The sequence below is a fragment of the Synechococcus sp. M16CYN genome, assembly GCF_040371545.1.
In the GTDB taxonomy this organism is placed as follows: Bacteria; Cyanobacteriota; Cyanobacteriia; order PCC-6307; family Cyanobiaceae; genus Parasynechococcus.
In genome coordinates, this window is record NZ_AP029048.1 from 883,526 (window position 1) to 909,600 (window position 26,075).

Annotated in this window: 29 protein-coding genes and 1 tRNA gene; 20 read left to right on the plus strand and 10 right to left on the minus strand. The window is 45.3% G+C overall.

The annotated features are described in order from the left end of the window. The first annotated feature begins 13 nt into the window (after window positions 1-13). The 13 genes from sppA (at window position 14) to ABWV55_RS04225 (ending at window position 11,434) form a co-directional block, all read left to right on the plus strand. On the plus strand, window positions 14-826 hold the full coding sequence (gene sppA / locus ABWV55_RS04165) for a signal peptide peptidase SppA (protein ID WP_353292422.1): 813 nt from the start codon (window positions 14-16) through the stop codon (window positions 824-826). Further along, window positions 823-1,206, plus strand: a complete 384-nt coding sequence (gene aroH / locus ABWV55_RS04170; protein ID WP_353292423.1) for a chorismate mutase — start codon at window positions 823-825, stop codon at window positions 1,204-1,206. The genes sppA and aroH overlap by 4 nt, the downstream gene beginning before the upstream one ends. Window positions 1,207-1,215: 9 nt before the next feature. Beyond that, the gene (locus ABWV55_RS04175; protein ID WP_353292424.1) at window positions 1,216-1,860 is read left to right on the plus strand and encodes a DUF2808 domain-containing protein; all 645 of its coding nucleotides are present in this window, start codon (window positions 1,216-1,218) and stop codon (window positions 1,858-1,860) included. A gap of 50 nt (window positions 1,861-1,910) precedes the next feature. Beyond that, window positions 1,911-2,048: a 50S ribosomal protein L34 gene (gene rpmH / locus ABWV55_RS04180; protein ID WP_353292425.1), complete on the plus strand. Its 138-nt coding sequence runs from the start codon at window positions 1,911-1,913 to the stop codon at window positions 2,046-2,048. Window positions 2,049-2,136: 88 nt separating this feature from the next. Next, window positions 2,137-2,520, plus strand: a complete 384-nt coding sequence (locus tag ABWV55_RS04185; protein ID WP_353292568.1) for a ribonuclease P protein component — start codon at window positions 2,137-2,139, stop codon at window positions 2,518-2,520. Further along, window positions 2,517-2,924: a PH domain-containing protein gene (locus ABWV55_RS04190; protein WP_353292426.1), complete on the plus strand. Its 408-nt coding sequence runs from the start codon at window positions 2,517-2,519 to the stop codon at window positions 2,922-2,924. Before ABWV55_RS04185 ends, ABWV55_RS04190 begins: the two co-directional genes overlap by 4 nt. A 53-nt stretch (window positions 2,925-2,977) precedes the next feature. Beyond that, window positions 2,978-4,120: a membrane protein insertase YidC gene (gene yidC, locus ABWV55_RS04195; RefSeq protein WP_353292427.1), complete on the plus strand. Its 1,143-nt coding sequence runs from the start codon at window positions 2,978-2,980 to the stop codon at window positions 4,118-4,120. 515 nt (window positions 4,121-4,635) lie between these two features. Next, window positions 4,636-6,126 (plus strand): AAA family ATPase, encoded by a 1,491-nt coding sequence (locus ABWV55_RS04200; RefSeq protein WP_353292428.1) that lies wholly within the window; start codon window positions 4,636-4,638, stop codon window positions 6,124-6,126. Between the two features lie 12 nt (window positions 6,127-6,138). Next, window positions 6,139-6,366, plus strand: a complete 228-nt coding sequence (locus tag ABWV55_RS04205) for a hypothetical protein (protein ID WP_353292820.1) — start codon at window positions 6,139-6,141, stop codon at window positions 6,364-6,366. Window positions 6,367-6,407: 41 nt separating this feature from the next. Further along, window positions 6,408-7,685, plus strand: a complete 1,278-nt coding sequence (serS, locus tag ABWV55_RS04210) for a serine--tRNA ligase (protein WP_353292429.1) — start codon at window positions 6,408-6,410, stop codon at window positions 7,683-7,685. Between the two features lie 24 nt (window positions 7,686-7,709). Beyond that, complete coding sequence (locus ABWV55_RS04215; protein WP_353292569.1) at window positions 7,710-8,792, plus strand: site-2 protease family protein; 1,083 nt, start codon at window positions 7,710-7,712, stop codon at window positions 8,790-8,792. 63 nt (window positions 8,793-8,855) lie between these two features. Beyond that, entirely contained in the window at window positions 8,856-9,158 is a 303-nt protein-coding gene (gene rpsN, locus ABWV55_RS04220; RefSeq protein WP_353292430.1) for a 30S ribosomal protein S14, read from the plus strand. A gap of 110 nt (window positions 9,159-9,268) precedes the next feature. After that, window positions 9,269-11,434 carry a polyribonucleotide nucleotidyltransferase gene (locus ABWV55_RS04225; RefSeq protein WP_353292431.1) on the plus strand — a complete coding sequence of 722 codons (2,166 nt, stop codon included), beginning with the start codon at window positions 9,269-9,271 and terminating at the stop codon, window positions 11,432-11,434. Here ABWV55_RS04225 and ABWV55_RS04230 read toward each other — a convergent pair whose 3' ends face one another. Further along, a complete protein-coding gene (locus tag ABWV55_RS04230) occupies window positions 11,435-12,352 on the minus strand; it encodes a 3'(2'),5'-bisphosphate nucleotidase CysQ (RefSeq protein WP_353292432.1) in 918 nt (305 codons plus the stop codon). A 29-nt stretch (window positions 12,353-12,381) separates the two neighbouring features. On the opposite strand from ABWV55_RS04230, the gene rsmI reads away from it, so the two are divergent. Together rsmI and ABWV55_RS04240 are read left to right on the plus strand one after the other, a co-directional pair. Then, on the plus strand, window positions 12,382-13,239 hold the full coding sequence (gene rsmI, locus ABWV55_RS04235) for a 16S rRNA (cytidine(1402)-2'-O)-methyltransferase (RefSeq protein WP_353292570.1): 858 nt from the start codon (window positions 12,382-12,384) through the stop codon (window positions 13,237-13,239). A 20-nt stretch (window positions 13,240-13,259) separates the two neighbouring features. Further along, window positions 13,260-13,502: a hypothetical protein gene (locus ABWV55_RS04240; RefSeq protein WP_353292433.1), complete on the plus strand. Its 243-nt coding sequence runs from the start codon at window positions 13,260-13,262 to the stop codon at window positions 13,500-13,502. Here the strand turns inward: ABWV55_RS04240 and ABWV55_RS04245 are convergent, their stop codons facing one another. Continuing rightward, window positions 13,503-14,315: a helix-turn-helix domain-containing protein gene (locus ABWV55_RS04245; protein ID WP_353292434.1), complete on the minus strand. Its 813-nt coding sequence runs from the start codon at window positions 14,313-14,315 to the stop codon at window positions 13,503-13,505. It lies immediately after the preceding gene. A gap of 93 nt (window positions 14,316-14,408) precedes the next feature. On the opposite strand from ABWV55_RS04245, the gene ABWV55_RS04250 reads away from it, so the two are divergent. Beyond that, window positions 14,409-14,482, plus strand: a tRNA-Arg gene (locus ABWV55_RS04250). A 124-nt stretch (window positions 14,483-14,606) separates the two neighbouring features. On the opposite strand, the gene ABWV55_RS04255 is transcribed toward ABWV55_RS04250, so the two are convergent. Beyond that, window positions 14,607-14,810 (minus strand): hypothetical protein, encoded by a 204-nt coding sequence (locus tag ABWV55_RS04255; RefSeq protein WP_353292435.1) that lies wholly within the window; start codon window positions 14,808-14,810, stop codon window positions 14,607-14,609. A 227-nt stretch (window positions 14,811-15,037) separates the two neighbouring features. Further along, complete coding sequence (locus ABWV55_RS04260) at window positions 15,038-15,160, minus strand: hypothetical protein (RefSeq protein ID WP_353292436.1); 123 nt, start codon at window positions 15,158-15,160, stop codon at window positions 15,038-15,040. On the opposite strand from ABWV55_RS04260, the gene ABWV55_RS04265 reads away from it, so the two are divergent. Next, complete coding sequence (locus tag ABWV55_RS04265; protein WP_353292437.1) at window positions 15,152-15,289, plus strand: hypothetical protein; 138 nt, start codon at window positions 15,152-15,154, stop codon at window positions 15,287-15,289. The two genes, ABWV55_RS04260 and ABWV55_RS04265, sit on opposite strands and share 9 nt — an antisense overlap. Window positions 15,290-15,604: 315 nt before the next feature. On the opposite strand, the gene ABWV55_RS04270 is transcribed toward ABWV55_RS04265, so the two are convergent. The 3 genes from ABWV55_RS04270 to ABWV55_RS04280 all read right to left on the minus strand — a co-directional run bounded on the left by ABWV55_RS04270 (window position 15,605) and on the right by ABWV55_RS04280 (window position 16,542). After that, the gene (locus ABWV55_RS04270) at window positions 15,605-15,736 is read right to left on the minus strand and encodes a hypothetical protein (RefSeq protein ID WP_353292438.1); all 132 of its coding nucleotides are present in this window, start codon (window positions 15,734-15,736) and stop codon (window positions 15,605-15,607) included. Window positions 15,737-16,164: 428 nt separating this feature from the next. Further along, window positions 16,165-16,341: a hypothetical protein gene (locus ABWV55_RS04275; RefSeq protein WP_353292439.1), complete on the minus strand. Its 177-nt coding sequence runs from the start codon at window positions 16,339-16,341 to the stop codon at window positions 16,165-16,167. 75 nt (window positions 16,342-16,416) lie between these two features. Continuing rightward, window positions 16,417-16,542: a hypothetical protein gene (locus tag ABWV55_RS04280; protein ID WP_353292440.1), complete on the minus strand. Its 126-nt coding sequence runs from the start codon at window positions 16,540-16,542 to the stop codon at window positions 16,417-16,419. 1,168 nt (window positions 16,543-17,710) lie between these two features. Here ABWV55_RS04280 and ABWV55_RS04285 point away from each other — a divergent pair. Next, a complete protein-coding gene (locus ABWV55_RS04285) occupies window positions 17,711-17,836 on the plus strand; it encodes a hypothetical protein (protein WP_353292441.1) in 126 nt (41 codons plus the stop codon). A 389-nt stretch (window positions 17,837-18,225) separates the two neighbouring features. Here the strand turns inward: ABWV55_RS04285 and ABWV55_RS04290 are convergent, their stop codons facing one another. Together ABWV55_RS04290 and ABWV55_RS04295 are read right to left on the minus strand one after the other, a co-directional pair. Next, the gene (locus tag ABWV55_RS04290) at window positions 18,226-18,540 is read right to left on the minus strand and encodes a hypothetical protein (protein WP_353292442.1); all 315 of its coding nucleotides are present in this window, start codon (window positions 18,538-18,540) and stop codon (window positions 18,226-18,228) included. Between the two features lie 120 nt (window positions 18,541-18,660). Then, on the minus strand, window positions 18,661-18,924 hold the full coding sequence (locus ABWV55_RS04295) for a hypothetical protein (protein ID WP_353292443.1): 264 nt from the start codon (window positions 18,922-18,924) through the stop codon (window positions 18,661-18,663). 1,979 nt (window positions 18,925-20,903) lie between these two features. On the opposite strand from ABWV55_RS04295, the gene ABWV55_RS04300 reads away from it, so the two are divergent. Next, complete coding sequence (locus ABWV55_RS04300; protein ID WP_353292444.1) at window positions 20,904-21,701, plus strand: prohibitin family protein; 798 nt, start codon at window positions 20,904-20,906, stop codon at window positions 21,699-21,701. Between the two features lie 1,380 nt (window positions 21,702-23,081). Here ABWV55_RS04300 and psbA read toward each other — a convergent pair. Next, window positions 23,082-24,161 carry a photosystem II q(b) protein gene (psbA, locus tag ABWV55_RS04305; protein WP_353291152.1) on the minus strand — a complete coding sequence of 360 codons (1,080 nt, stop codon included), beginning with the start codon at window positions 24,159-24,161 and terminating at the stop codon, window positions 23,082-23,084. Between the two features lie 145 nt (window positions 24,162-24,306). Between psbA and ABWV55_RS04310 the strand changes: the two genes are divergently transcribed. Then, on the plus strand, window positions 24,307-25,923 hold the full coding sequence (locus ABWV55_RS04310) for a photosystem II high light acclimation radical SAM protein (protein WP_353292445.1): 1,617 nt from the start codon (window positions 24,307-24,309) through the stop codon (window positions 25,921-25,923). Window positions 25,924-26,075: the final 152 nt, after the last annotated feature.

Genomic DNA, 26,075 nt, shown 5'->3' on the forward strand with positions numbered 1-26,075 from the left:
TCAACTGCGCGACATGATCTGGCCCCTGAGCCGAAAATCACACCGCCGGATGGCGCGCATCGTTGTGGAGGGGCCGATTAACGGCGCTACACGACAGCGTGTCCTTAAAGCGTTGCTTGAAGTCAAGCGTCGCGAATTTCCTGCGCTTCTCCTGCGAATCGACAGTCCTGGCGGAACAGTTGGGGACAGTCAGGAAATTCATTCAGCGCTGATGAGGTTGCGGGATCAAGGTTGCCGTGTGGTAGCTAGCTTTGGCAACATTTCTGCTTCCGGTGGGGTCTACATCGGTGTCGCTGCTGAAAAAATCGTTGCAAATCCAGGCACTATTACTGGCTCCATCGGCGTAATACTCCGTGGCAACGACCTCTCTCGCGTGCTTGAGCGTATCGGCATCCGTTTTGATACGGTGAAGAGTGGAAAATTCAAAGACATCCTGTCCCCTGATCGACCGCTCAACGCGGAAGAGAGCGCACTACTTCAGGACTTAATCGATAGTAGTTATGGACAATTTGTTGCTGTCGTAGCGCAAGGCCGCAACCTTAGTGAGGAGACAGTGAAGCAATTCGCGGATGGCCGGGTGTTCAGTGGCGAGCAAGCCTTGGGATTCGGGCTTGTTGATGAGTTGGGGGATGAGGAACATGCCCGACAGCTGGCCGCAGAGTTAGCGAACCTTGATCAGGACGACATTCGACCAGTGACTCTCGGCAAGCCTCGCCGAAAAGTGAGCAGCTTGCTACCTGGTTCTCAAATTTTCAGCCAGATTCAACAACGATTATCAATCGAACTTATGGGCAGTGGCCAGGTGCTTTGGCTGTATCGCTCATGAACAATTCCACGCTGAGACTGGTTGGCTTGCGGGCCGCGACGACATCTGCCGCCAACACGGTCGCTGCGATCCAGATTGCTGTACGGGATCTTATCGATGCACTTGTCGAGGAAAATGCCCTAACACCAAAACGGATTGTATCGGTGACTTTTTCTGTAACAGCAGATCTCGATGCTTGTTTCCCAGCGGCCATGGCCCGACAACGTCCGGGGTGGGATGGAGTTGCCCTTCTTGATTGTCAACAGATGGCTGTTCAAGGGGATCTCGAACGCTGTATTCGGATTTTGGCTCATGCCTGGATGCCTGGGGACCGTAGGCCAATTCACCCTTACCGTGGGAAGGCCTATCTCCTGCGTCCTGATAGATCCAATTATGATTGACAGATTAAGATGCCGACCCCTCAAGACACCAGTCTAATATTGCATTTAGGAGAATTTATACAAGCCGCCCTCGTCGCTATGCACCGTTCGCTTCTGCAACGTCTGATGCCCTGTGCGGCGGCCACCAGTACATTGTTGATCAGCGCATGCTTGGGCGGCGTAATACCAGCGTCATCTTCGGCCCAGAGCACGACCGGTCTGATGGAGTTCCGATGGAACCCAGATCGCAACTACAGGAAACTGTACTATTTTCAAACTTCTGATACTGAGAACGATCGATCGGACTGGTATCTCACCCTGCGTGAAGAAGATCGCAAGATTGTCATGTCTAAATTGACGGTGACGGTGCCGGATTTTTTCGATGCTAAACTTAAGCCGGAACGTATGTCATTTTGCCGTACGTCGCGAGGTGGTATCACGGGTCGCTCTAGGTGCCTTGAAGAGATTAGAGCGACTATTGAAGTCACCAAGGATCAGACAAGCATCGAGGTTTTACCCAATCAACCGGTTCCGACCGAGGGAGACTATTCCCTACATATCAGGCTGTTCAATCCTAGAGGGAAGCGGATGTACCAAATGAATGCGTTAATTCAAGCCCCTGGCAATATGTCGATACCAAGCTATGTCGGCAGTTGGATAATTGACATAGACTAGGTAATCGATGTAGCAGTTGGCTCAGATCGGCTAGAAGCCAAATCGTTCTTATGACGAAGCGCACTTTTGGTGGGACAAGCCGTAAACGGAAACGCATTTCTGGTTTTCGCGTACGAATGCGTTCTCATACTGGCCGCCGATTAATTCGGGCGCGACGCAAGCGAGGACGGACCCGGCTAGCTGTTTGACCTGGGTTACTTCCATCTCGTAACATTTCAATGAAGTGGACGTCACGTGTTCGTCCCATCTCGATCGTTCTGTACACATTTTGGGTCGATGGTACTCCCGGCTTCCATGCGCCTGCGTGGATATCGTTGCTTCAGCCGACTACACCGTTCTAATCGACGCCACTACAGTCAATTGATGGTCCTGCGTCAAATCGAGAGTGATCCAAAACAGCTCAAGCCTGAGCTAAGGCACCAAAGCACAACTTGTCGTTGTGCTTTGGTGATTAGCAACAGAGTGAGCAAGCGAGCCGTTCGTCGAAATCGCCTGAGACGGTTGCTACATGATCACCTTCGCAAGCGTCTTGAGCAGCGGTCCGATCTAGCTGACCGGTGGTTATTGATCAGTCTCAAGCCAGATGCCGCAGAAGCCGAACCAGCGCAGTTGCTCAAAGAATGCGACAGTCTTTTAAAAATTGCAGGTCTGAGAAAATGACCACCATTCAGGAAGACCTTCACTACGAAGGCGGACCAGCAAAAGGGGATCTGATCCTGAATATTTTGCTAGGATTCACGCTGATTGGTCTACCATTCACCATCGGTGCCATCGTACGAGCCATTTGGTTGCGGTTCCGCATTACTAGCCGACGTATTTCAGTTTGCGGTGGTTGGATGGGCAATGACAAGACGCAAGTAGTTTATTCTCAGATCAGTGAAGTGCGAACTGTCCCACGAGGCTTTGGCGCCTGGGGAGACATGGTTCTTGTTCTTAGGGATGGTGCTCGACTTGAGCTTCGCTCTTTGCCGCGTTTTCGAGAGGTGGAAACTTACATTCTTGAACGCATGAACAACCGTTCATCCGCACCATCTAACAAGTCAGTTGAAGGCTTTGCCGCTTAATCGTCATTCATGCACACTGGCTTGATAACCACACTAACCCCGGGTTTCTCAACGTGATCGGATACATCTCCGACAACCTTCTAATTCCAATCCTGGATTTCTTCTACGGATTAGTCCCCAGCTACGGGCTGGCCATCGTGGCCCTGACTATCGTCATTCGCATTGCGCTTTATCCCCTCAGTGCTGGATCGATTCGCAGCGCTCGGCGCATGCGGATTGCGCAACCTGTGATGCAAAAGCGGCAAGCAGATATTAAAGCTCGTTACGCCAATAACTTGCCAAAACAGCAAGAAGAACTGGGCAAAGTAATGAAAGAATTTGGTAGCCCTCTATCAGGTTGTTTACCCCTATTAGTGCAGATGCCGATTTTGTTTGCACTATTCGCAACGCTGCGCGGATCACCGTTTGCCGATGTTTCTTACACATTAAATATGAAGGTGATTCCTGCTGATCAGATCGCAGCCGTCGAGCCAAAACCTTTCAACAGTGCGAGCCACTCAATTTTTATTGGAGAAACTGATCATGTCCCTGTAATCGCAAGTCTTCCTCGTGGCACCAGGATTGGTGTGGGCGATAGCGCCAGCGTAAATTTACATACCAAGGATGGTCGCACTTTTTCTGACATTTTGACCGATGTTGAAAATCCAGGACGTTTTTCCCCATCCTGGTCTGTGACCAAGGGCAACGAGGTAGTGCACGTCACAAGCGATGGCAACATTACGGCCATCGCCCCTGGCGATGCCACTGTCGAGGCCAGAATTCCTGGTTTAGCAGCACGCAGTGGGTTTCTATTTATTAAAGCCCTTGGACAAGTCGGTTTCTATGATGATGGAGCTATCAATTGGGACATAGCAATTCTGGTTGGAGGATTTGGTTTAACACTCTTCCTATCGCAGTTGCTGTCTGGCATGGGTATGCCGACAAATCCTCAACAAGCCACCGCCAATAAGATCACGCCCGTGATGATCACAGGCATGTTCCTTTTTTTCCCACTGCCAGCAGGCGTACTGCTCTATATGGTGATCGCTAATATCTTCCAAGCTCTCCAGACATTCATTCTGGCCAAGGAAACGCTACCTGAAAATCTGCAAAAAATTCTTGATCAACAAATCTCCCAACAAACTGTACCTGCTACAGCTACATCGGGAGGATCTGGCGGGTCACGACTGCCTTTTGAACCCAAAGGCGGCAAATGATTTCAGAGCTAGAACCGGTTGTTCTTAAGGAGCTTCCTTCGTGCTATTGGCATACCAAAAATTATGTGTAGTGGAAGGAAAGCTGAACACGTGCCCGTTATCAGCGCCTATTTATGGAGATATGTATTAAACATAGCGGCAATATTCTCGCAGTCGATGGAGGTCTTGATGCGATTGCAAAGCCAACTTGTAATTGATTCGTCAGATTATTCGATTATGAGTATAAATTGCTCGCTTTTTCAATTGATTTGGTTGGGTAATCCAATACCAATAGGAGCTCGATTGCAACCATCTAAAAACATATCTAGGCTTGGGGACTTGATAAAAACTCTTAGTCCTCACGGCAGCTTTGATTCGCAGCAACGGATCTGCAAACAATTAAACTTGCAGTCGTCGAATATAAATAACTGCAGCAAAGATTGTCTGGAACTGTCGGAATTAAATCAATTCAGGGATATAGATATAGATTATTTGACCGATTTTTGTTGGGATGCTTCGCGTTGCACTAAAAACCTATGAGCAGTACGGCTTGGGGCAGCCACTTCGATCTTTTAGTGCGAGCGCGAACACCCCTCATCTGGATTCGCAGCAGCGAAGAAGCCCGTGTTGAAAACCTGTTAAACCAGGCGGCCATTCGACTGCAGAGCCAGCTGGTGAGTTGGAATTTTGTCGATGGTCTGAGCGGTGTGCTCAATGCCGAGGGACTTGGCAGCCGTCAGCCCATGGCGATGTTGCAGTGGCTGCGAGATCTCAACCCCAGTTGTCCGACCCTTGTACTAGCAAAGGACTTCCACCGATTTTGTGATGACCCTGGCATAGCGAGAATGTTGCGCAATCTTGAGGCATCGCTTCGAAGTACATCCCATAACTTGATCCTCTGTTGTGGACAGTGGACGCCACCGCTGGATCTAGATGAAGCGTTGACGTTGTTAGATCTTCCCCTACCTGATGCCAGTGACCTGCGCCAGTTAATCAGCAACATTAGTTTGAACAGTGGTGGCTTTATTGACCCCCATGTACTAGATGACCTTGCTGAGGCTTGTAGTGGGCTCAGTGAAATGCGCGTTCGTCAGGTAGCAGCACGAGCTTTGGCGCGTCGCGGAGCTATCGGAGCAGAGGATCTTACCGAAGTACTTGAGGAGAAACGCCAATCCATCGCGCGCAGTGAAGTTTTGGAATTCTGCCGCTGCGACTTAGGAACTGAAGCAATCGGTGGCCACGAATCTCTAAAAATTTGGCTGCAACAGCGTCATAGAGCATTTTCAGAGCAAGCACGTAGCTTTGGGCTTCCTTTACCGCGAGGGGTACTGTTAGTAGGACCCCAAGGAACTGGTAAGTCGCTCACTGCTAAGGCGATAGCACGCAGTTGGTCGATGCCGTTACTTCGCCTTGATGTAGGCCGACTGTTTGCCGGCCTAGTGGGAGCTAGTGAGGCGCGCACGCGCGATATGATTCAGCTTGCTGAAGCCATGTCACCCTGCGTGTTGTGGATCGATGAAATTGAGAAAGGCTTTGGCGGAAATGGGCGCAGCGATGGCGGTACAAGCCAAAGGGTATTGGCCAGTGTACTTACATGGATGGCAGAAAAACGTTCATCCGTGTTCGTTGTGGCGACTGCGAACAGTGTTGAGCAGTTGCCTCCCGAACTGCTGCGTAAAGGCCGCTTTGATGAAATCTTTTTGCTAGATCTCCCAAGCAGCAACGAACGCCTGAGTATCCTTGGTCTTCATTTGCAACAACGTCGACCGGGACTGATTCTCCCGCTAGACACTGTAGTAAGTCGTAGTGAAGGTTTTTCTGGAGCTGAGCTTGAGCAGATGGTGATTGAAGCTATGCACTTAGCCTTTGCCGAGCAGCGTGAGTTGTGTGAAACAGATTTAATCAGGGCTGCCTCTCAATTGATTCCTCTCTCTCGCACTGCTAGCGAGTCTCTAGAGCAACTTAAGGCATGGGCTGCTGGAGGTAGAGCGCGACAGGCTTCTATTGCTAGAAGTAAAGAAGACTGACGTGGCGTAAAGATGCTGTTCACGGTTCAGGCAAGGTCGGACCGTAGTCCCTACGGTCCGAAAAACGTCAGATTCACCATGGAGCGCCGAAACGATATTGTCATGCAACTCTGTGTGGCTTGCCTTGGCGCTGGCGTAATTACCACGGTCGACGTTGCCCAAGGTCAGAATCCAATCACTGCGCTTGGTATCACCCTATTCTCCGCTATTGCCGCAGTCATGGTTGGTCAAATGCTTTGAGTGGGTTGCCATAGGCTGCCGGCGCTGCTGTTGGCGAAACCGTGATCGATCAGCGCCTTGTACGTGACAACCCTGAAATAATTGCTCGACAGCTAGATCGGCGAGGGGCGACTGTTGATCTTGCTCCTCTCCAATTAATTGCACGACAACAAAAAAACTTGGAGGAACAGCGCAACACACTTCACGCCGAAGGCAACCTCATTAGCAAAGAAGTGGGCTTAAAAATTAAAGGCGGGATAGATCCCGAAGGAGGAGAGGTCGCTGCGCTACGCCAACGGGGCAGTACCATCAAGCAAAAGGTGGCTGCACTGGAGGAGAAAGAGAGGCAACTGTCCAGCGAATTACGTGATCAACTGCTCAGCTTCCCGAATCTGCCCTCCTTGCTCTGTCCGGATGGGAAGGACGAGAACGACAACGTTGAAGTGCGTCGTTGGGGCACGCTACGGACAGAAGACGGGCTAGAGGAGCATTGGCAGATCGCGCAACGGCTAAATCTGTTTGATGCCGAGAGATCCGTACGCATCGCTCAAAGCCGCTTCATCACACTCATAGGACAAGGAGCCCGACTAGAACGAGGGCTGATCAATTTCATGCTTGATCTGCACATTAGTAAGGGATACCGGGAGGTGATGCCTCCAGTCCTCGTTAATACTGCGAGCCTTACTGGTTCGGGGCAGTTGCCAAAATTCGCGGAAGAAAGCTTCCATTGTACTAAAGATGATCTTTGGCTTACTCCCACAGCAGAGGTTCCCGTGACGTCGCTGCATCGCGACGAAATAATCCCGGCTGATCAGCTTCCCTTACGGTACGTTGCCTATAGCCCATGTTTTCGAAGAGAAGCCGGAAGCTACGGGAGAGATACACGTGGATTAATCCGACTGCACCAGTTCAACAAAGTGGAATTGTATTGGTTTGTCCATCCAGACCAAGCCGAAGAAGCACATCAGCAGATCACAGCCGATGCCGAGGCCGTATTGCAAGCTCTTGGCTTGCCTTACAGAACCCTGGACCTGTGCACTGGCGATCTTGGTTTTTCAGCCCAGCGCACCTACGATTTAGAGGTATGGCTACCAGGGGCAGGGGTTTTTCGTGAGATCTCTAGTTGCAGCATTTGCGGGGATTTCCAAGCTCGTCGCTCTGCTATTCGCACCAAAGAAGGGAGAAACACAAAATTCGTACATACGCTGAATGGTTCCGGTCTTGCCGTTGGTCGGACGATGGCGGCCGTTTTGGAGACGGGCCAACAACGGGATGGCAGCATCCTTCTTCCCAAGGCGTTAGTGCCGTACGTCGGCTTGGAGCAGCTCGAGCCAGAATAATCCGATTAAGCAGTGATCAATTGGATGAACATTTTTGCAGCCCTTTTGATGCTCGGTCTATTGATCGTGGTTCATGAGGCTGGACACTTTCTAGCTGCCACACTTCAGGGTATTCGCGTTAGCGGTTTCTCCATTGGTTTTGGACCAGCGCTGATTAAAAGACAAAGAAAAGGCGTCACCTATGCTTTGCGGGCTCTTCCGCTCGGTGGATTTGTTGCTTTCCCCGACAACGATGAAGACAGCTTAATCTCGCCTAACGATCCTGATTTGCTACGTAATCGTCCAATCCCGCAACGGGCTTTAGTGATTGCCACCGGGGTCTTGGCCAATCTTGCTTTTGCTTTGGTTGTTCTGCTTGGGCAAGCGGCTGTTGCGGGGCTACCGGCTGACCCTAATCCTGGCGTATTGGTTGTGAGCGTTCAACCCGGTGGCGCAGCGGCTCGTGCTGATCTCCAGCCTGGGGATAAGATACTGTCGGTCAATTCTTTTGCCCTTGGGACTGGTCAACCTGGGGTAGAGGCGATGGTAAATCTGGTAAAAACTGCTCCTAACGAGACTCTAGTAGTGGAACGCGTACGGCATAACCAGCTTGATCGAATCGACCTGAAACCATCTTATTTAGAAGGGCAAGGTCGTATTGGTGCTCAATTGCAAGCCAATCTTAGCGGTAAAAATCGCCCCGTGAGGGACCCAGGAGAATTGTTCTATTACGCCGGAACGCAGTTTACTCACCTGATAGGGCAAACCGTAAGTGGTTATGCCAGCCTGATTACCGACTTCAAGGTCGCGGCTGGACAGGTCAGCGGTCCAGTTAAAATCGTCGAGATGGGCGCCCAGCTCAGCCAGCAAGGTGGCAGTGGTTTGGTATTATTCATGGCCTTAATTTCTATCAACCTAGCTGTTCTGAATGCTTTACCTTTGCCTCTATTAGATGGTGGTCAGATGGCTCTGCTCTTAATCGAAGGAATCCGTGGCCGGCCGGTTCCGGAACGACTTCAGTTAGCTTTCGCCCAATCTGGTCTGCTGCTCTTTGTTAGCCTAACGCTGGTGTTAATTATTCGAGACACCAGTCAACTATCCTTTGTTCAGCAATTCATCAGCCGGTAGCATCTGGTGTCAGCCGTGAAATGTAGAATTGCATGACCTGTTACAGCGCTGCTGTTAAGCCGCATGGCTAAAAAGTCGATGATTGCTCGCGATTTGAAGCGCAAGAAATTGGTCGAGCGTTATGCTGCCAAGCGCGCTGCACTGATGGCAGCATTCAATGCGGCCGAGGACCCGATGTCTCGCTTAGAGATTCACCGTAAGATTCAAGCATTGCCTCGAAACAGTGCTCCTACCCGTATTCGCAACCGTTGTTGGGCAACTGGTAAACCTCGTGGTGTGTATCGCGATTTTGGTCTTTGCCGTAACCAACTTCGTGAGCGAGCACACAAAGGTGAGCTTCCCGGTGTTGTGAAATCCAGCTGGTGAGTTCTGTCGACTTCTGGTCGACAAGGAAGCAAAGGCAAAAACCTTTGCTTCCTTGTCGATTCAAACCATGAAATGTCAAAATAGCCATTGACAAAGGGACATAAACCGTCGTGCAAGGACAAACACAGTCAATCTCGTTTGACGGACGCGAGATTCGACTGATCACCGGGCGTTTTGCCCCTCAAGCGGGTGGTTCCGTCCTGGTGGAATGCGGAGATACCGCTGTGCTCGTCACAGCGACACAATCTGGTGGGCGAGATGGAGTCGATTTCCTACCACTAGTCTGCGACTATGAAGAACGTCTGTACGCAGCCGGCCGAATTCCAGGGAGCTATACGCGTCGTGAAGCACGTCCCCCAGAGCGCGCCATTCTTACCTCTCGACTAATCGATAGGCCGATGCGGCCGCTTTTCCCCAACTGGATGCGGGATGATCTGCAAATTGTGGCTACGTGCCTATCGCTTGATGAAAGGGTCCCGGCCGATGTATTAGCTGTAACCGGAGCGTCTATTGCAACTCTTCTTGCGAGCATTCCATTCAATGGTCCAATGGCGGCTGTACGAGTGGGATTATTGGGTGATGACTTCGTTCTTAACCCTAGCTACCGCGAAATTGAACGCGGTGACCTTGATCTTGTAGTTGCTGGTACACCCAATGGTGTCGTGATGGTCGAGGCAGGAGCCAATCAGCTACCCGAGCAAGATGTGATCGAAGCAATTGATTTTGGCTATGAGGCAATCCTAGAACTAATCGAGGCTCAAGAAGGCCTGCTAAAGACTCTCGGCATTAAGCAGATCAAACCTGACACCCCTGAAGAAGACACTACCGTTCCAGACTATTTGGAGAAGCAGTGCACCAAAGCAATTAGTGCTGTACTCAGTCAGTTTGAGCAAAGCAAAGACCAGCGCGATAGTGCCCTTGAGGCTGTGAAGGCGGAATCTGTTGAAGCGATAGCCACTCTGGAAGATGACGATGTTGTACGTCAGGCCGTATCTAGTAATTCAAAATTGCTCAGTAATAGTTTTAAAGCATTGACCAGGAAGCTGATGCGCCAGCAAATCCTGAACAATGGAAAACGTGTTGATGGGCGCAGCTTAGATGAAGTCCGCCAAATCAGTGCTATGGCAGGGGTTTTGCCTCGCCGTGTTCATGGATCCGGCCTGTTCCAGCGTGGCCTTACCCAAGTACTTTCAACCGCAACTCTTGGTACTCCCAGTGATGCTCAAGAGATGGATGATCTTCATCCCAGTACGGAAAAACTGTATCTGCATCATTACAACTTCCCCCCTTACTCGGTGGGAGAAACTCGTCCAATGCGTTCCCCTGGTCGTCGCGAAATTGGGCATGGCGCTTTGGCAGAACGAGCTATACTTCCCGTACTACCCGAAAAAGACACTTTCCCCTACGTCATACGTGTCGTAAGCGAAGTATTGAGCTCTAATGGTTCTACCTCGATGGGTTCCGTTTGCGGTAGCACTCTCTCCCTAATGGATGCTGGTGTCCCTCTTAAGGCGCCTGTGAGTGGTGCCGCTATGGGCCTCATTAAGGAAGGCAAAGAGGTGAAAATCCTCACCGATATCCAGGGCATTGAGGACTTCCTCGGCGACATGGATTTTAAGGTGGCCGGCAGCAAAAAGGGAATAACTGCACTTCAGATGGATATGAAAATCAACGGTCTCTCTATGGAGGTTATAGCTGATGCTGTGAATCAGGCTCGTCCAGCGCGACTTTATATACTTGAAAAAATGCTTGAGGCGATTGATACTCCGCGGGCGAGTCTATCTCCCCATGCTCCTCGTTTATTAAGTTTCCGCATTGATCCAGAATTGATCGGTACCGTGATCGGTCCGGGTGGTCGTACAATTAAGGGCCTCACCGAGCGCACCAACACTAAGATAGACATCGAAGATAGTGGAATTGTCACTATTGCTTCTCACGATGGTGCGGCGGCGGAAGAAGCCCAGAAGATTATTGAAGGGTTGACACGGAAAGTGAACGAGGGGGAAGTCTTTTCTGGTTCAATCACCCGTATTATCCCAATCGGCGCCTTCGTCGAAATTCTTCCTGGTAAAGAAGGTATGATCCACATTTCTCAGTTATCTGAGGCACGTGTTGAGAAAGTGGAGGATGTGGTAAGAGTCGGCGATGGGGTCACTGTACGCGTTCGCGAAATCGATAATCGGGGCCGTATCAACCTCACCCTGCGTGGAGTTCCTCAGAACGGCGAATTTACTAAAGTGGAGCCTCAGCCTACCCCTGTTGCTCCACTCAGCTGATCATACCTGAAAGCTGGGATCAATCGCAGCCATTGCCCGCGTCGTACGTTCTCCGAGCACGGCGTGGGCTTTCCCGTGACTGGCAATCAAACATCCAGCTTGGCGAATGTCACCGGTATTGTAAGTGAGATCACTTAAGTCAGCGTGGGTGAAACACCCCCCCGCCGCTGAGAGAACAGCCTCCGGCGCAGCCACGTCCCAATCCTTTGGAGCGCTGCGATTTGACAAGGAGATGTACAAATCGGCTTCCCCACGGAGAATCGTGGCCACCTTGCAGCCTATGCTGCCAATAGTTTTAAAACCACCAACCTGAAGGTCAGCAATCAGCTGTCTGAGTCTTTGATCGCAGTGGCTCCGGCTAGTCACCAAGAGCAAATCTGACGTTGCCGTGCGCTTACTAAAGCGCACGGGTGACCGTTCTCCCTCGCGATTTTCACACCAAGCTCCACTGCCCACCAAGCCAATCCAAAGTTCATCGGCTTCTGGTAGGAATACAACACCTAATACCGGCCGATTTCCACGCACTAAAGCTAAATGCACTGCGTATTCTCCCGTCCCTTGGAGGAATTCTTTGGTGCCATCTAAAGGATCAAGAATCCACAGCCATTCCGCTGGTAGCGGCTGACCTTCGGTAAGCTGATTCTTAGCAGTTTCTTCACTAAGTAGAATCCAGCCAGCATCTGGGAAAGCCGCTGACAGCCCCTCAATCAGCCATTGGTTGACCGCTAAATCCGCTGCAGATACGGGCCCTTCCCCGCCGTTATCTACACTCAATACTTTAGGGAAACCATGGGGAGGTTGCTTGCCGCGGGCATAAGCACGGAGGATGTCGGCTGCACCCCAGCTGAGCCGTCGCAATTCGGTCAGCAAAGCTTCTTGGCTGATACCAGCAGGAAGAATGACGGAGTTGGGCATCATGATGATCAGGAGAGGTGCTGGTCATTGTGATGCAGCGGGACGAACCAGCTGCTGGCAGTCTGTACCTGGTAGGAACTCCGATTGGCCACATGGGAGACCTTTCCCCACGAGCCATTCACCTATTGACAGCTGTCGATGTCATCGTTTGTGAGGACACGCGCCACAGTGGACAACTTCTTGGCAGACTAGGGGCGAAGGGGAGGAGGTTATCTTTTCATCGATATAATGCTCGTGCGCGCCTGCCTCAACTACTGGAGTTACTAGCTGGGGGCAGCAGCCTAGCGGTAGTCAGTGACGCCGGATTACCTGCCGTTAGTGATCCTGGTGAGGAACTCGTAGCTGCCGCCCGCCGGGCAGGTCACGCCGTGCTTTGTGTTCCTGGCCCGTGTGCAGCTACCACCGCTCTGGTAAGTAGTGGTCTCCCAAGTGGACGCTTTTGTTTTGAAGGTTTTCTACCCACAAAGAACAAAGAACGTCGACAACGTCTTGAACAAATTGCCAGTGAACTACGTACCACTGTGCTGTACGAAGCACCACATCGATTAATCACACTTCTGTCGGAACTTTGTATTTACTGCGGTTCAGAACGTCCTTTGCAGGTGGCACGAGAACTCACAAAGTGCCATGAGGAACAGGTGGGTCCAACGGTGCAAGCAGCCCTTAATCATTTTCAACAAACACATCCCCAAGGAGAATTTACTTTGGTTCTCGGAGGCGCACCAATCACCACGGCAATAACTCTGAGTGATATACAATTGACAGAAAGTCTTCGAAACCTGATCGCGCAAGGTACGACTGCCAGTGACGCGGCACGCCAACTGGCACGCGAAACAGGACTCTCCCGACGCCGACTTTACGCTTTATTGCATCAAGAAACATCAGACTGAACAACCCCCGGATTTCTCCTTTGCTCCTTCGCTTGCGATTATTGGCAATTAGTTTTGGAGGTAGCATAACGCTACTGCTTGTGCTTTGTTTGGGAGCTCAAAACCTGCAAGATCGCCATCAACTTCAGGTTGGTCAAATGCGCTCTGTCCCACTTCCAACGGGATTTATTATAGGAATGTCCGTTATATTAGGATTTGTAAGTGGCGGAAGCACCGTTGCCTTCCTGATGCCCGCTGGGCAAGACACCAACAATAAGTCCTGATTAATCGTCTAGTGATACTAGGGCACCTTCTATTACAAGGCGAGTGATGCCTCGTTTTAAGAGATACGAGCTCGTGCGTTCAAATACACCGGTATCGGGTACCTTGATAACTCGTTGACTGCGGCTACACTGGCGTTTAGCAGCTCGAGGATTGGAAAATAAACAAAGTCCCTGTCGATCCTGATCAGTAACATCGAGCTGATTAAGTTCAGGAAAATCCCTAAGGGGGCGGACGTCTAACTCAACCGCTTTGTCTACCAGCATATAAACACTGTTAGGAAGTACCCCAGGACTGAGTGGTCGAGTTTCTGTTTTAGTGCGATTATTCAATTCGTTAATCCCGATCAGAGGTACTAGCTCTGTAGGAACTTCAAAAAAAGTCGGGTCCTCATATTCTGAATTTTGCTCTTCGGGTTCCTTACCAAAATCATCGGCATCGTTCAGCGCTAGGCCACTGGGATCCTCCGAAGAAAGCTCTTCGGAGGAGATGATAGGCGCGGTTTTATTGGCGGAGGCAGCGTCGATAAGGACAACAGAGTCGTCTGAGTTCGCAGCAATAGCGGTTGTTAGGACTTCACTACGAGGTGGCACCATATCAACATGGACTGATGCTGAAGCACTCACAGCCCCGCTTTTTTGACGACTAGCTTTTAGAGCGGCATAGGCCTCAGGCGGCAACAGCGATTTAACTGTGCGACTCACAGTATTCGGACTACAACCAAATTCCTCAGCGAGAGCAGCAGTGGACTCACCTGCTTTATAACGGCCTACTAGTTCCTGCCTCTCGCTGTCACTAAGACGACGCGGTACCATCTGATGCCGCTACTTACACAACTGCCAATCTTAGGAGCAAACGGCCCCTATCTACCCGTGGTAACTGGTTTGAGCTACCAAAATAGGAAGGTTGCTCCCTTAGCTCAGCTGGATAGAGCAACTGCCTTCTAAGCAGTCGGTCGATGGTTCGAATCCATCAGGGAGCGTAGCCAGACACATTGCGGCATCTGGGGTTTTTCCTGGTTGCCGCAATTTTTTTAAGCGAATCGTTTCCATCAGTTGAGATCGCTCAGAACTCTTGCAAACCCTTCAAGGTTATGCAGAATTTCATCAGAGTGACGTTCTCGGCCACAACGCGGGCAACCTGGCTGGAAAACATCGAGCATAAACGCGATCGCCTGCGGGTTGTTTCATCAGAATTACCGCCGCGACCAGATGAGCCTCAAGGCGCTGGCGCCAAGCGTAGGGTGATAAGACGCTATAAGCCACCACCAGGAGCAGTAAGGGTATTGCAGGCGGTCGCCGAAGCTGCACGGATTTTCGATGCTGTTACGAAGAGTACCTTTAAGTGGCCCGATCCAAATGGACTTAATGCCTACAGTCCTGCGCATTTGATATCCAAAGCGCTGCAGACGTTGATAACGGCACTCAAAGGCGAATTACTGGGCAAAAAGCTGATCTAACGTAACGCACATGGGTAAGACGTATCCGCCTTATTCCGACAAATTGATCATTTTTTCGCTAGCCAGCAGCGCTAGGCCTCAGATGCCGCGTTGCTGAATACAGTGCTCTGCATCTGGGTTGCTAACACTAGAAGCAGGCAAATTGCCCACGACAAACTCAGGCGGCTGTGGAAGCAGGTGAAATAGGACTAGTTGGATCAAATCCGCAGCATGCGCGGTAATGATGCCGCTGCAAGACTTGTCGCAGGCATCGAAGATTTCGAGAATGACGAGATGATAAGGTGCACATGCACACCTAAACCGACGACAGACCTACCGAAGTCAGCTTAGTATCGTGGGATGTACTGAAAAAAATTTGGTTTTTGACCAAAATAGCTGTAATTTTCTAGTATATTTTATTAGGAAGGCTAACTGGTTTATAAGGTCAATCGCGAAACAGAATCGATTAAAGGCAAGGAAGGATTCCGTATCATTGGCGCCGCACCACTGGAATCATAGCCAGACGACTGCCACGATTTCTACAAGTGGTGGAAACAGCACGAGATACCAAATGCCGCGCCCTTATGGACAAGGTCAACCCCTCCAGAGATCTTGACGCTGCAGCTGGAGAGACTTAAAAATCAACTCATCAATTATTGGCGCCGATTATCCAGAAGGTTGAACAACAGATTTTTGAGTGGCATGCGCTCTCGATCGCGAGCCCACAACACTAACAGCATCGCCAGTCTCAAGACCGACGCATGCCTGAAGGCAGCAGGGCAAAGCGAAAGGTTGCATTCAAGACTGAACCGCTTAGCTCAGAAATAATCTTTAGGCATGGATAATCTCGTTACTATTCCCTATTGTCTTGCCTACACTATCAAATATAAATACAAAGGATAAAAATGCCTTGAGACTTGAGTTTATGCAGACTTCATATGCTTTGAATACGGAATAATTACTATTTTATTTCGCTTTCTGTATATATTTTGTACTGGATATTTTAAAAGAAAATGCGATATAAGTGGCCGGCACTTAGTTTACATGAAATCTAGGTATTTTTGATATAATTAAGACAGTGCCAACGAAAAATCGCTACAGCAATTACAGAGACTGACTTAATACCTTCAGCAATAGATGTGCGAGTATCTCTTATTCAACATGCGATAGCGCTCACGGCTTAAACACCAAAAGCGATAACTATGGCGATAAGATTCGATCGCAGCCTACTTGCGGTTCAGAAATTTCCAGCCTGCCCAGATGATCATGGCAAGAACAATCCAATTAAAAAAAGCTCGGAACACTGTTAAACCGATGAAAATCACCAACGCAGAGACGACAGCATTCCTAATGATGGACTTGGAGCCATCAGTCATGTATTTCCAGCGGGGAATCAAAGCCAAGACGACACAAAGCTACTAAGTACTTTCTAAGTGCAACAGCACTGCGATTGAAGAAAGCTTATTCGCCACGACTTTCTACATGAGACACGCCAGATAGTATGCATTCTGTTTGCAGCTGTTGGGTCCCAAGCCAACTGACCAATTGTTACGATGGGTGAGCGGTTGTTGACACCAATCGAGTTTGTCCAAATCAGGCGCCATCTTTTAACAGAAAGAACTGTGGCAAAAGGCAGTCTGTGACTGATATCTAGTAATTTCCTATGAGAGAAACAGTTTGCCCCTATTGGTTTTAGCAGGAAATCTCTCAATAACTAATGAGATTTCTTAACTGACCTTTCTTCTAATTACTTCCATCTAAATTTTTGTTCTTATCGATGACTTCTATAAATTATTATGAGATTCTTGTCTGCATTTCTAGATTTATTAATTAATAAACAAATATAAATATGATGATCATAAGTTAATATTTAAGAATGATTTAAACTTTATATTAATTTTTAAAAATTAATATTTTTATAATTAGCAATGTAGTTGAGGAGTTTTAACATTTTAGAAAATATTCATTTATTGAAAAAATAATTAATCATATATAGCAATATTAATTAACTATCTTTTATTAGTTTAAAATATTGAGTAAAGTAAAATTACTAAAAACATTTTAATAATGGTAATAAATCTTATACAAGACAACAAGTTCGATTCTAATTATCCTAGTTATTAGTTTTGAAAACAAAAGTTAGTAAGAAAACAAACTATTTGCACTAAGATAGCTTATATAAGCAAATGGCATTGCTAACTCTAACTCTATCATCTTACCTTCTCATAAATTAGCAGATTTGACTGAGCAAAAACTCAGAATAGTCTTAATATTAAAAGAATAAGAAATTTAATAGTTAAATTTTTATAAAAAATAGATACAAACTTAAACATCTAATGAATGATACCATTTTTTATTAATAAGGAATAAACTCTTATCTTAAAATTATTGCTAGTTAAAAGATTACTTCTTAAATAGAATGGAAAGTTTATTGTATAAATTTGGGTCACTTAATAAGTGAATCAAATTCTTGAAATAAGAGATAATAAATTTGTTTAAAATTATTGACTGCATAAACATAAGGTGAATCTTTTTATTCAAGCTTATTTTTATCATTTTTTGATAATTAATGCTATCTTCAGTAGAATATAATATTAAAAGTGTGATCAATTTTTATTGAATATATACAAAGATGAAGAAACTTTTAGAAATTAGAAGACTTAATAGGATCCAGTTTTTTCTTGAAACTTTTATTGTTAAATTGAGTACAAATGCTTATAGCATCTTGTTACCGGACTTCTCTAGAACGCAGTTAGTCGAAAAGCATCGCAAGTGGAAGTTCACACAGCTCATGCCCATCCAATGGGTACTTTGATCATTGAGGGGCGTCATAAACCTTTCCAAGCTTTGGCTTGCCCATTAAATCCAAAAACAACCCTTGTCAGCAAAAAGAAGTAGTTATTTGAGACAGGGTGCCCAATCAATGATGAGTTTTGTCAACAGATCTATGTCCTAGACGCTAAGATAAGCAAAAAGCTATGAGGCTTATCTAGTCGAAAATCCCACCTGCATATCAGGTGGAACTGGATATTGAAACGGTTTCTTAGGTAAGGAGGATTTTGTTTAATCCACAACCACTTTTTAGTAGATGTTATCACGGTTTATCGTAACAAAGATTAGGGTTGCATGCAGTTAGATTTAGATAAGTGAAAGTGGTTTTTGAGATTAATAACTAGAAAAGAGAAATCTTACTCGATGAGAATTCTTAATGGTGTTTTTTGATATTAATGGCTAACCTCAAAATAAAGTAATTTACTAGGATAGTTAAGTAACTGAAGAGTAAAAGATTAGCTACTACATATTCGCCTTAATAAATCAGGAGTTTTGACCTTCTGTTCAGAGATTTCCTCGATCATGGTTTCAATTTTGCTAATCACATGAACGTCTATTTTTTTAACAACGCTATGTATTTTCCATAAACCTACTTGTTTTTCTGACCTCGAATATGTCACTTGCCAAGCATCTTTGACGGGAGTTACAGTGATCTGAGTCCAGAAAAACTTGCTTTCATCATTCAGATAGAGAAAATACTTGATAGAGCCATCTTTCCCTTCTTTTTTGCAAAATCCTAATTCCTCAAGACGAGAGTCTAAATCCATCATAGCAACTTTAATTACTTTGAATGACCTGATGCCTTGTATATTATACTCACAGTAACAGCTTCAAATCTAGATTGATTAATTCAAATTGTATTTACGCAGAGTTAACATAAACCAAGACTCCTAGCTGCTAGCAGCTAGGGCTCTCTGATGGATGCTTTGCATAGTATTTTTCAGACTAGCTACATCCCGTAAACCATTGACATCAAACCATGGCGCTATAGACCAATCAAAACCTTCACCGAAGGTACTGTCCGGGGCGACCACATACCAATGACAATTCACGTCTGGGACATCTATAGCACATTTTGACCAATCGTCTTGCCACTGGGGCACCTGAACCCACATGATCGCCGCAAAAACCAGCGTAAAGAGGCTTTGTAGCATAAATCCTTATGAGAATATAAGGCTTGAAGCTTAGCACCTACTTCAACATGCTAAAAGTAGCATAACAAACCATATTATTAGCTTATTGATAACGTCTTCCTATACTGTTTCTTAATGATTATGCTATCAATAATTTTGCATAAATAATACTCAGAATATCAATCAATCAGTTGACGATTCTTATTTCATCTCTCACTACTATTACAGTGCACCCCTTCAGCTTGTCCAATCATGCAAAGATACATATTTGATGGTGAAGTTTTTCTTTGCGTTTGCAGTAGTTAGTCCTAGAATGATTGATTAATTTGCAGCCAATCAAAATAAGGTATGTATATTTCTTCGCAGCTTTTTTAACATGGGTATATAAATTGCTATAGCAAAGGGAAGTAGTAAGACACTGCAGCAGTGTAATAATGAAACCTTTCGCGATGTTAGCATAACTTCTACTAAATTAGATATTAGTAAATCTGATATTTATTGCTGGATTGATCTAGTTATTTATCTTATCTTGGTAAGGATAAATCAATCTATTACTTTGTAGCAAAGTAATACTATACTTAATGATAACTAGAAATGCAATAGCTTCAAAAGGTGAAGTCATTTATTTCTAGTTTTGCCAAGCATGAACTCATGAAACTTACTAGTAACTCAGCAAAATCTCTATATGATTCAGTTAACGACGAATCAAACGCACTGCCACAATAATCGCTAATAATACAAGAAACCAAGTTAATAGATTAAGTTGGAAAGTAATGGCTACAATAAGTCCCAAAATAAAAAACAGTAGGAAACAACCCAATGTCATGAAAATTTTATAGAGTCATTCCATCAAAGCCGATACAGAAGCATAATGAAAGGTTATTGGGCATGCCTTAAGAATCGATAAAGCTGTATTGTCCGGTTTCCTCAAATATTTTGGGACATGGATAGTACTGCACATAGTATTGAGTGATCTAATTAACTTAATAACAGTGTAAATCTTTTTTCTAGTTGATAGGAAACGCTTTTCTACTTCTATACAGCTCGATAGAAAAACTATCTTTATTTAATGTAATTCTAATTTACAATAGACTTGACAACTGAACTAGATACCCAAACTATCGATTTTATAAAATTTTTATTCTGTTCATACACTTTATTTCAGGAGGAGAAATTATAACCACTGAGTTTATATCTATAAAAGTAACTAGAAGAATGATAGAAGCTTTTTTAATTCAGTATCTTGATTAACAGTTAGGTAAAAACAGAGTCTGGTAACCTAAGATGTATATATTATCTTTCTAGGCCTAGCACCGGTAAGCACATCTGGAAAATCTATTTCAACCAAATCAAGCAAGTTTCTAATATTTAGTGTTATTTTTTAGTTTTTCTCGTTGATCGAAGACTTTTGCTTCATACTGCCTATCTCAACGTTGAATCTTTCATTTGCTAAACTAGGCATAAAGTGCAGAAAAGAAATCTTTGGTTATAGACTAGATTCACAGATACTTATTAATTAATACATACTAATGCAATTCTATACAAAAACATCATCAGTATTTAACTTTTTATAACCTAACGACCAAAGATGCTGAGAGCAGAAATCTATATACTTGAAATTCAATTAATTTAATTATGACTAAATATATCAACTGTTATAAGCACTTTAATAGTTAAATACCTTTAGTTTTAGGACCTAGCTATTTGTTAAGTTTCCATTTGTGTCTATATTTTATTTTCACTTGTGTCAAGTGATTGATCGGTTACAATAAGTAAAGAAACTAAATTTGATCATTCCAGAAATGACGCTACTTCGTTCATGCGGCAATTATCATGCTTGCTGATTCACCAAAGCTATTATCATAGACATGATGATTATTACTCAATTGTAAAGAAACAATTCTAAAAAAAGAAAAAACAACGTCAGTTCGACTACAAATTCATCAAGACAGCACGATCATGGCTACACAATTCAACATTTTTGATTTAAAGATACACCGATGATCCAAACTCCCCGACCTATCAATGATCCTGCTAACACGCTAATTGTGCTTGTAGCGGTTGTGCTGACTACAGTCTTACTCGCCGGCCAAGCCTTATTTATTGTTCCAGCTGGCAAAGTCGCCGTAGTTACAACTCTAGGAAAAGTGAGTGGAGGTTCTCGTTTACCTGGACTGAATCTTAAAATACCGCTTCTACAATCAGTTTATCCTTTCGATGTACGTACACAAGTTCGGCCGGAAGAATTTGCTACGCTCACAAAGGATCTTCAGGTTATTGAAGCCACGGCTACTATGAAATACGCGGTTCGACCTAATGAGGCTGGCCGCATTTATCGGACAATCGCAGGCAACGATCGTGATATCTACCCTCGTATCATACAACCTTCGCTTTTGAAAGCTCTCAAATCAGTTTTCTCTCAATATGAGTTAGTTACAATTGCCACGGAGTGGAACGATATATCTGCTATAGTTGAGCGCACTGTAGCAGATGAGCTTAACAAATTTGATTATGTTGAAGTCCGAGGACTTGATCTAACCGGTCTACAAATTGCGGAAGAATATCGCGCTGCAATTGAACAGAAACAAATTGCTGAGCAGCAGCTCTTGCGCGCCCAAACGGAGGTAAAAATCGCTGAGCAAGAGGCAATTCGATACAATACTCTGAACCGTAGTTTAGACGACCAAGTATTATTCAAGCTTTTTCTTGATAAATGGGATGGGAAAACAGAGGTTGTACCAGCACTTCCTGGCAGCTTGGGCAACACACCATCAGTAATTGTGGGCCGTCGAAATTAGTTAGTAAAAATGTAATAAATAATTAAAATAACTCTCTAGAAACAAAAAATTTTCCGCAGTTTAATATTCATAGAAATTTGATTACGATACCTAAATTTTTTGACTAATATTTATGTCGACTATTAGTATTCTTGTTAAGTACTTTTATTCCCGTAAAGTTGTAATATTTACGAATTTGAGCAGTGTTTAAAAATAAAAAACTTTTTTCTGCATCTTAACTGTTTTAAGGATTAGAATAGTTACTATTATATCACTGGTAAATTTTAATCTAGTTATATTATTTAATAATTTTTAATTATTGACATATTTTTAAAGAGTTATAGCATGTTACTATTAGCATACTGAGAGCAAGCATTCTAATAATTTTATGATTTTAATCATATGTTTATAGTTATAAATAACATAAATATGCTACCACATGCTTGATTAGAATTATTATAATCTATAATTGTCAATTAACCTTAATTACATAGATACAGCTATAAGCATTAATATTATTCTATATTAGAATGTATCTAAAATAAAAAACAGTACTAAATATGAAAATTAAAAGCTTGAATTATAATAAGATTATCTCACCTCGCTCTAAAGATTAAATTAACTAATAGTAACAAGAGCAATGAGTATGTTAATTACAAACTTATGTCAGGATATCATTAGAAGCAACGATAATAAAATAAAAAACTAACAGTGGACTTTTGCTATCAATTAATATTGACTGATTCAAAATTATCTAATAGAAATCTCAATTAATTTAAATCTAGATTAATAGCATTTGGAATTAATCATAATCTATTTACATTTACAAAAATATTTATGGTATTCAACTTATTATTAATCTAATTAATAAGCTATTAGATAGAATAATAGTAGATCTTTAAATAAAATTATACATAGATTTGTAATCAGCTTCTTATTTTATAAGAAGCTGATTACAGCATAAAATGCTGTTATAATATTATCTAAAATAACACACTATTTAATATACTTTTCTATAGCTAACATGCATCAAGAAGGTTTCATCAAAAATCAAGGTTTTAAAGATTTTTAAAAGACAGTTAAAACTAAATAGCTATGTATTTATAATTAAGATTTAGATAAAAATATAACTGTATCAGGTTCACATAAAATCTATCGTTTTGCAATCTAGGAAGAGGTTCGTTCATGCATTAATTGTCCCATCTTAAAGACGCCTTAAACTAAAAGTGAATCATAAGTCTCTATGATACTATAGTGTCTAATCACAAGAATTAATCAAGGGTAAAGATTGATAAAGGAAACAGAGTAGAAAAGTAAAAAAACCTCCGTCAGAAGACGGAGGTTTGGGAGGTTTCGGGTGATTCGGTTAATCGAAACCGGGCTGTCTACATTGACTTTAGATCAACCAATTGCAGGTGCCTGCAGAGCCACAGGAGTGGATTCGGCAGCTGCTAGATCCAGAGGGAAGTTGTGAGCGTTGCGCTCGTGCATTACTTCCATGCCAAGACCGGCACGATTCAACACATCGGCCCAAGTATTCAAGAGACGACCTTGACCATCAAGAATGGACTGGTTGAAGTTGAAACCATTCAGGTTGAAGGCCATGGTTGACACGCCAAGAGCGGTGAACCAGATGCCAACAACGGGCCAAGCAGCCAGGAAGAAGTGAAGGCTGCGGCTGTTATTGAAAGATGCGTACTGGAAGATCAGACGACCGAAGTAGCCGTGAGCAGCAACGATGTTGTAAGTCTCTTCCTCTTGGCCGAATTTATAGCCGTAGTTCTGGGACTCGCTTTCGGTCGTTTCACGCACCAAGGAGGAAGTCACCAGTGATCCGTGCATTGCGGAGAACAAGCTACCGCCGAAAACACCTGCAACACCCAACATATGGAAGGGGTGCATCAGAATGTTGTGCTCTGCTTGGAACACCAACATGTAGTTGAAAGTTCCAGAAATGCCCAGGGGCATTGCATCTGAGAATGAACCCTGACCGAAGGGGTAGACCAGGAACACTGCGGAAGCAGCAGCGACAGGAGCGCTGTAAGCAACACAGATCCAGGGGCGCATACCCAAGCGGTAGGACAGTTCCCACTCACGTCCCATATAGGCGTAAATGCCGATAAGGAAGTGGAAAACAACGAGCTGGAAAGGACCGCCGTTGTACAGCCACTCGTCGAGTGAGGCTGCTTCCCAAATGGGATAGAAGTGCAGGCCGATGGCGTTACTGGAAGGAACAACAGCACCGGAGATGATGTTGTTGCCGTACATCAAAGAGCCAGCGACAGGCTCACGGATGCCATCGATGTCAACCGGAGGTGCGGCAACAAAAGCGATGACAAAACAAATGGTGGCAGCCAACAGAGTTGGGATCATCAGTACACCAAACCAACCGACATACAGACGGTTATTGGTGGAAGTGACCCACTCACAGAAAGACTGCCAACTAGAAGCGCTGGAGCGCTGCTGGATGGTTGTGGTCATGAGAACGGAAAGAAGTGTCCTCGAAAGGACGGTTTAGGGAAGGGACAGGAAGCCCTGCCCAAGGCGACTGTAAAGCAATATTGCGTTGTTTGGCAATACGCTTTGTAAATCGAATTGCAAGAACCGCTTCGTGCTCTACTAGCCGATGAGCTTGTTAGGGTTTCAGCACTTCGCAGCATTGTCATTGTCTCTACAAGAAGAGCGAGTGCTGTTGGTACGGCTTCCTTGCAATCCAATTTTCCCGATTGGCCCAGTTTATTTGGCTGATCATTTGCACAAGTGCTTCCCCGAGATGCCACAGCGCATACTCGATCTTGCTGCTTTGCCGGCGTTAGATGTAAGGCGTGTTTTGCGTATCACTGTAGATCAATTCCGCCCCACGCTTCTGGTGTTTTCTTGGAGAGATATACAGATTTATGCACCGGTCAATGGTCGTGGTGGAAATCCCTTGCAAAATTCACTCGAAGTTTTTTATGCCCACAACCCCCTAAAGCGTCTTCATGGCGCGCTGGGGGGGCTTCGTTTGATGACCAGTCACTATGGCGAGTTGCATCGTAACCAAAGTCTCCTACGTCAGGGTCTGAAACGTGCCCGCCGCCACATCCCCAAGGCAAGAGCCGTGCTTGGTGGTGGAGCCGTTAGCGTATTTTATGAGCAGTTAGGTAAGTCTCTACCTAAGGGCACTATTGTGTCTGTGGGTGAGGGAGAGCTTTTATTAGATAAGCTTCTTTCCGGCCAATCGCTTGAAGACGAGCGATGTTTTGTTGTTGGCGAAACCCCTCGGCCCGGACTAATTCATGAGCAGCCTAAGAGTCATCCAAAAACTGCCTGTGACTATTCTTATATATCTTCAATTTGGCCTCAACTTGATTGGTATCTGGAGGGCAGTGACTTTTATATAGGCGTACAGACCAAGCGTGGTTGCCCCCACAACTGCTGTTATTGCATCTATACGGTTGTGGAAGGCAAGCGGGTGCGTCTCAACCCAGTTCAAGAAGTTGTAGGTGAAATGCGGCAGCTGTACGACCGTGGTGTCCGTGGTTTCTGGTTCACTGATGCTCAGTTCATTCCTGCTCGTCGCTACATCGAAGATGCAAAAGAACTCCTTCGTGCTATCAAAGCCGAAGGTTTAACGGATATCCGCTGGGCCGCTTATATACGTGCTGATAATCTTGATCCTGAATTAGCCCGTTTAATGGTGGAGACGGGGATGAGCTATTTCGAAATCGGTATTACTTCAGGTTCTCAAGAGCTTGTACGAAAAATGCGCATGGGATATAACCTCCGCACCGTCCTTGAAAGTTGTAGGATGCTAGCGGCCGCAGGATTCCGTGACCACGTGTCAGTTAATTATTCGTTTAATGTGATTGATGAACGGCCTGAAACTATCAGTCAAACCGTAACGTATCATAGGGAGCTTGAAAGGATTTTCGGAGTTGATCGTGTTGAACCTGCGATTTTCTTTATTGGTTTGCAACCCCATACTCATCTCGAGCAGTATGGGTTCGATCAAGGGCTTATCAAGCCGAACTACAATCCTATGAGTATGATGCCTTGGACAGCTCGAAGATTGCTGTGGAATCCTGAGCCAATGGGTAGCGCGTTAGGTCGCGTGTGTCTTGAGGCATTCGATCACAATCCGACCGATTTCGGTCGCACTGTCATGGCTTTTCTTGAGCGTGACTACGGCACAGTTTCCCTTCAAGACGCATTGCGGGCTCCCGTCACTGGCCGTCCTGCCCTAGCTGATGCGGTTCGCTAAGTTGTTAAGGTTGATTTCATCATCAAAAATTTTTGTAACTCATTGCAATGATTAGAGCATACTTTGGTCGATCTCTTCGGTTCTTGTGGAGCCTACATTAATTTTAATTACTTAATATTTCGCGGATTACTGGAATGTCAAGTTATTAACTT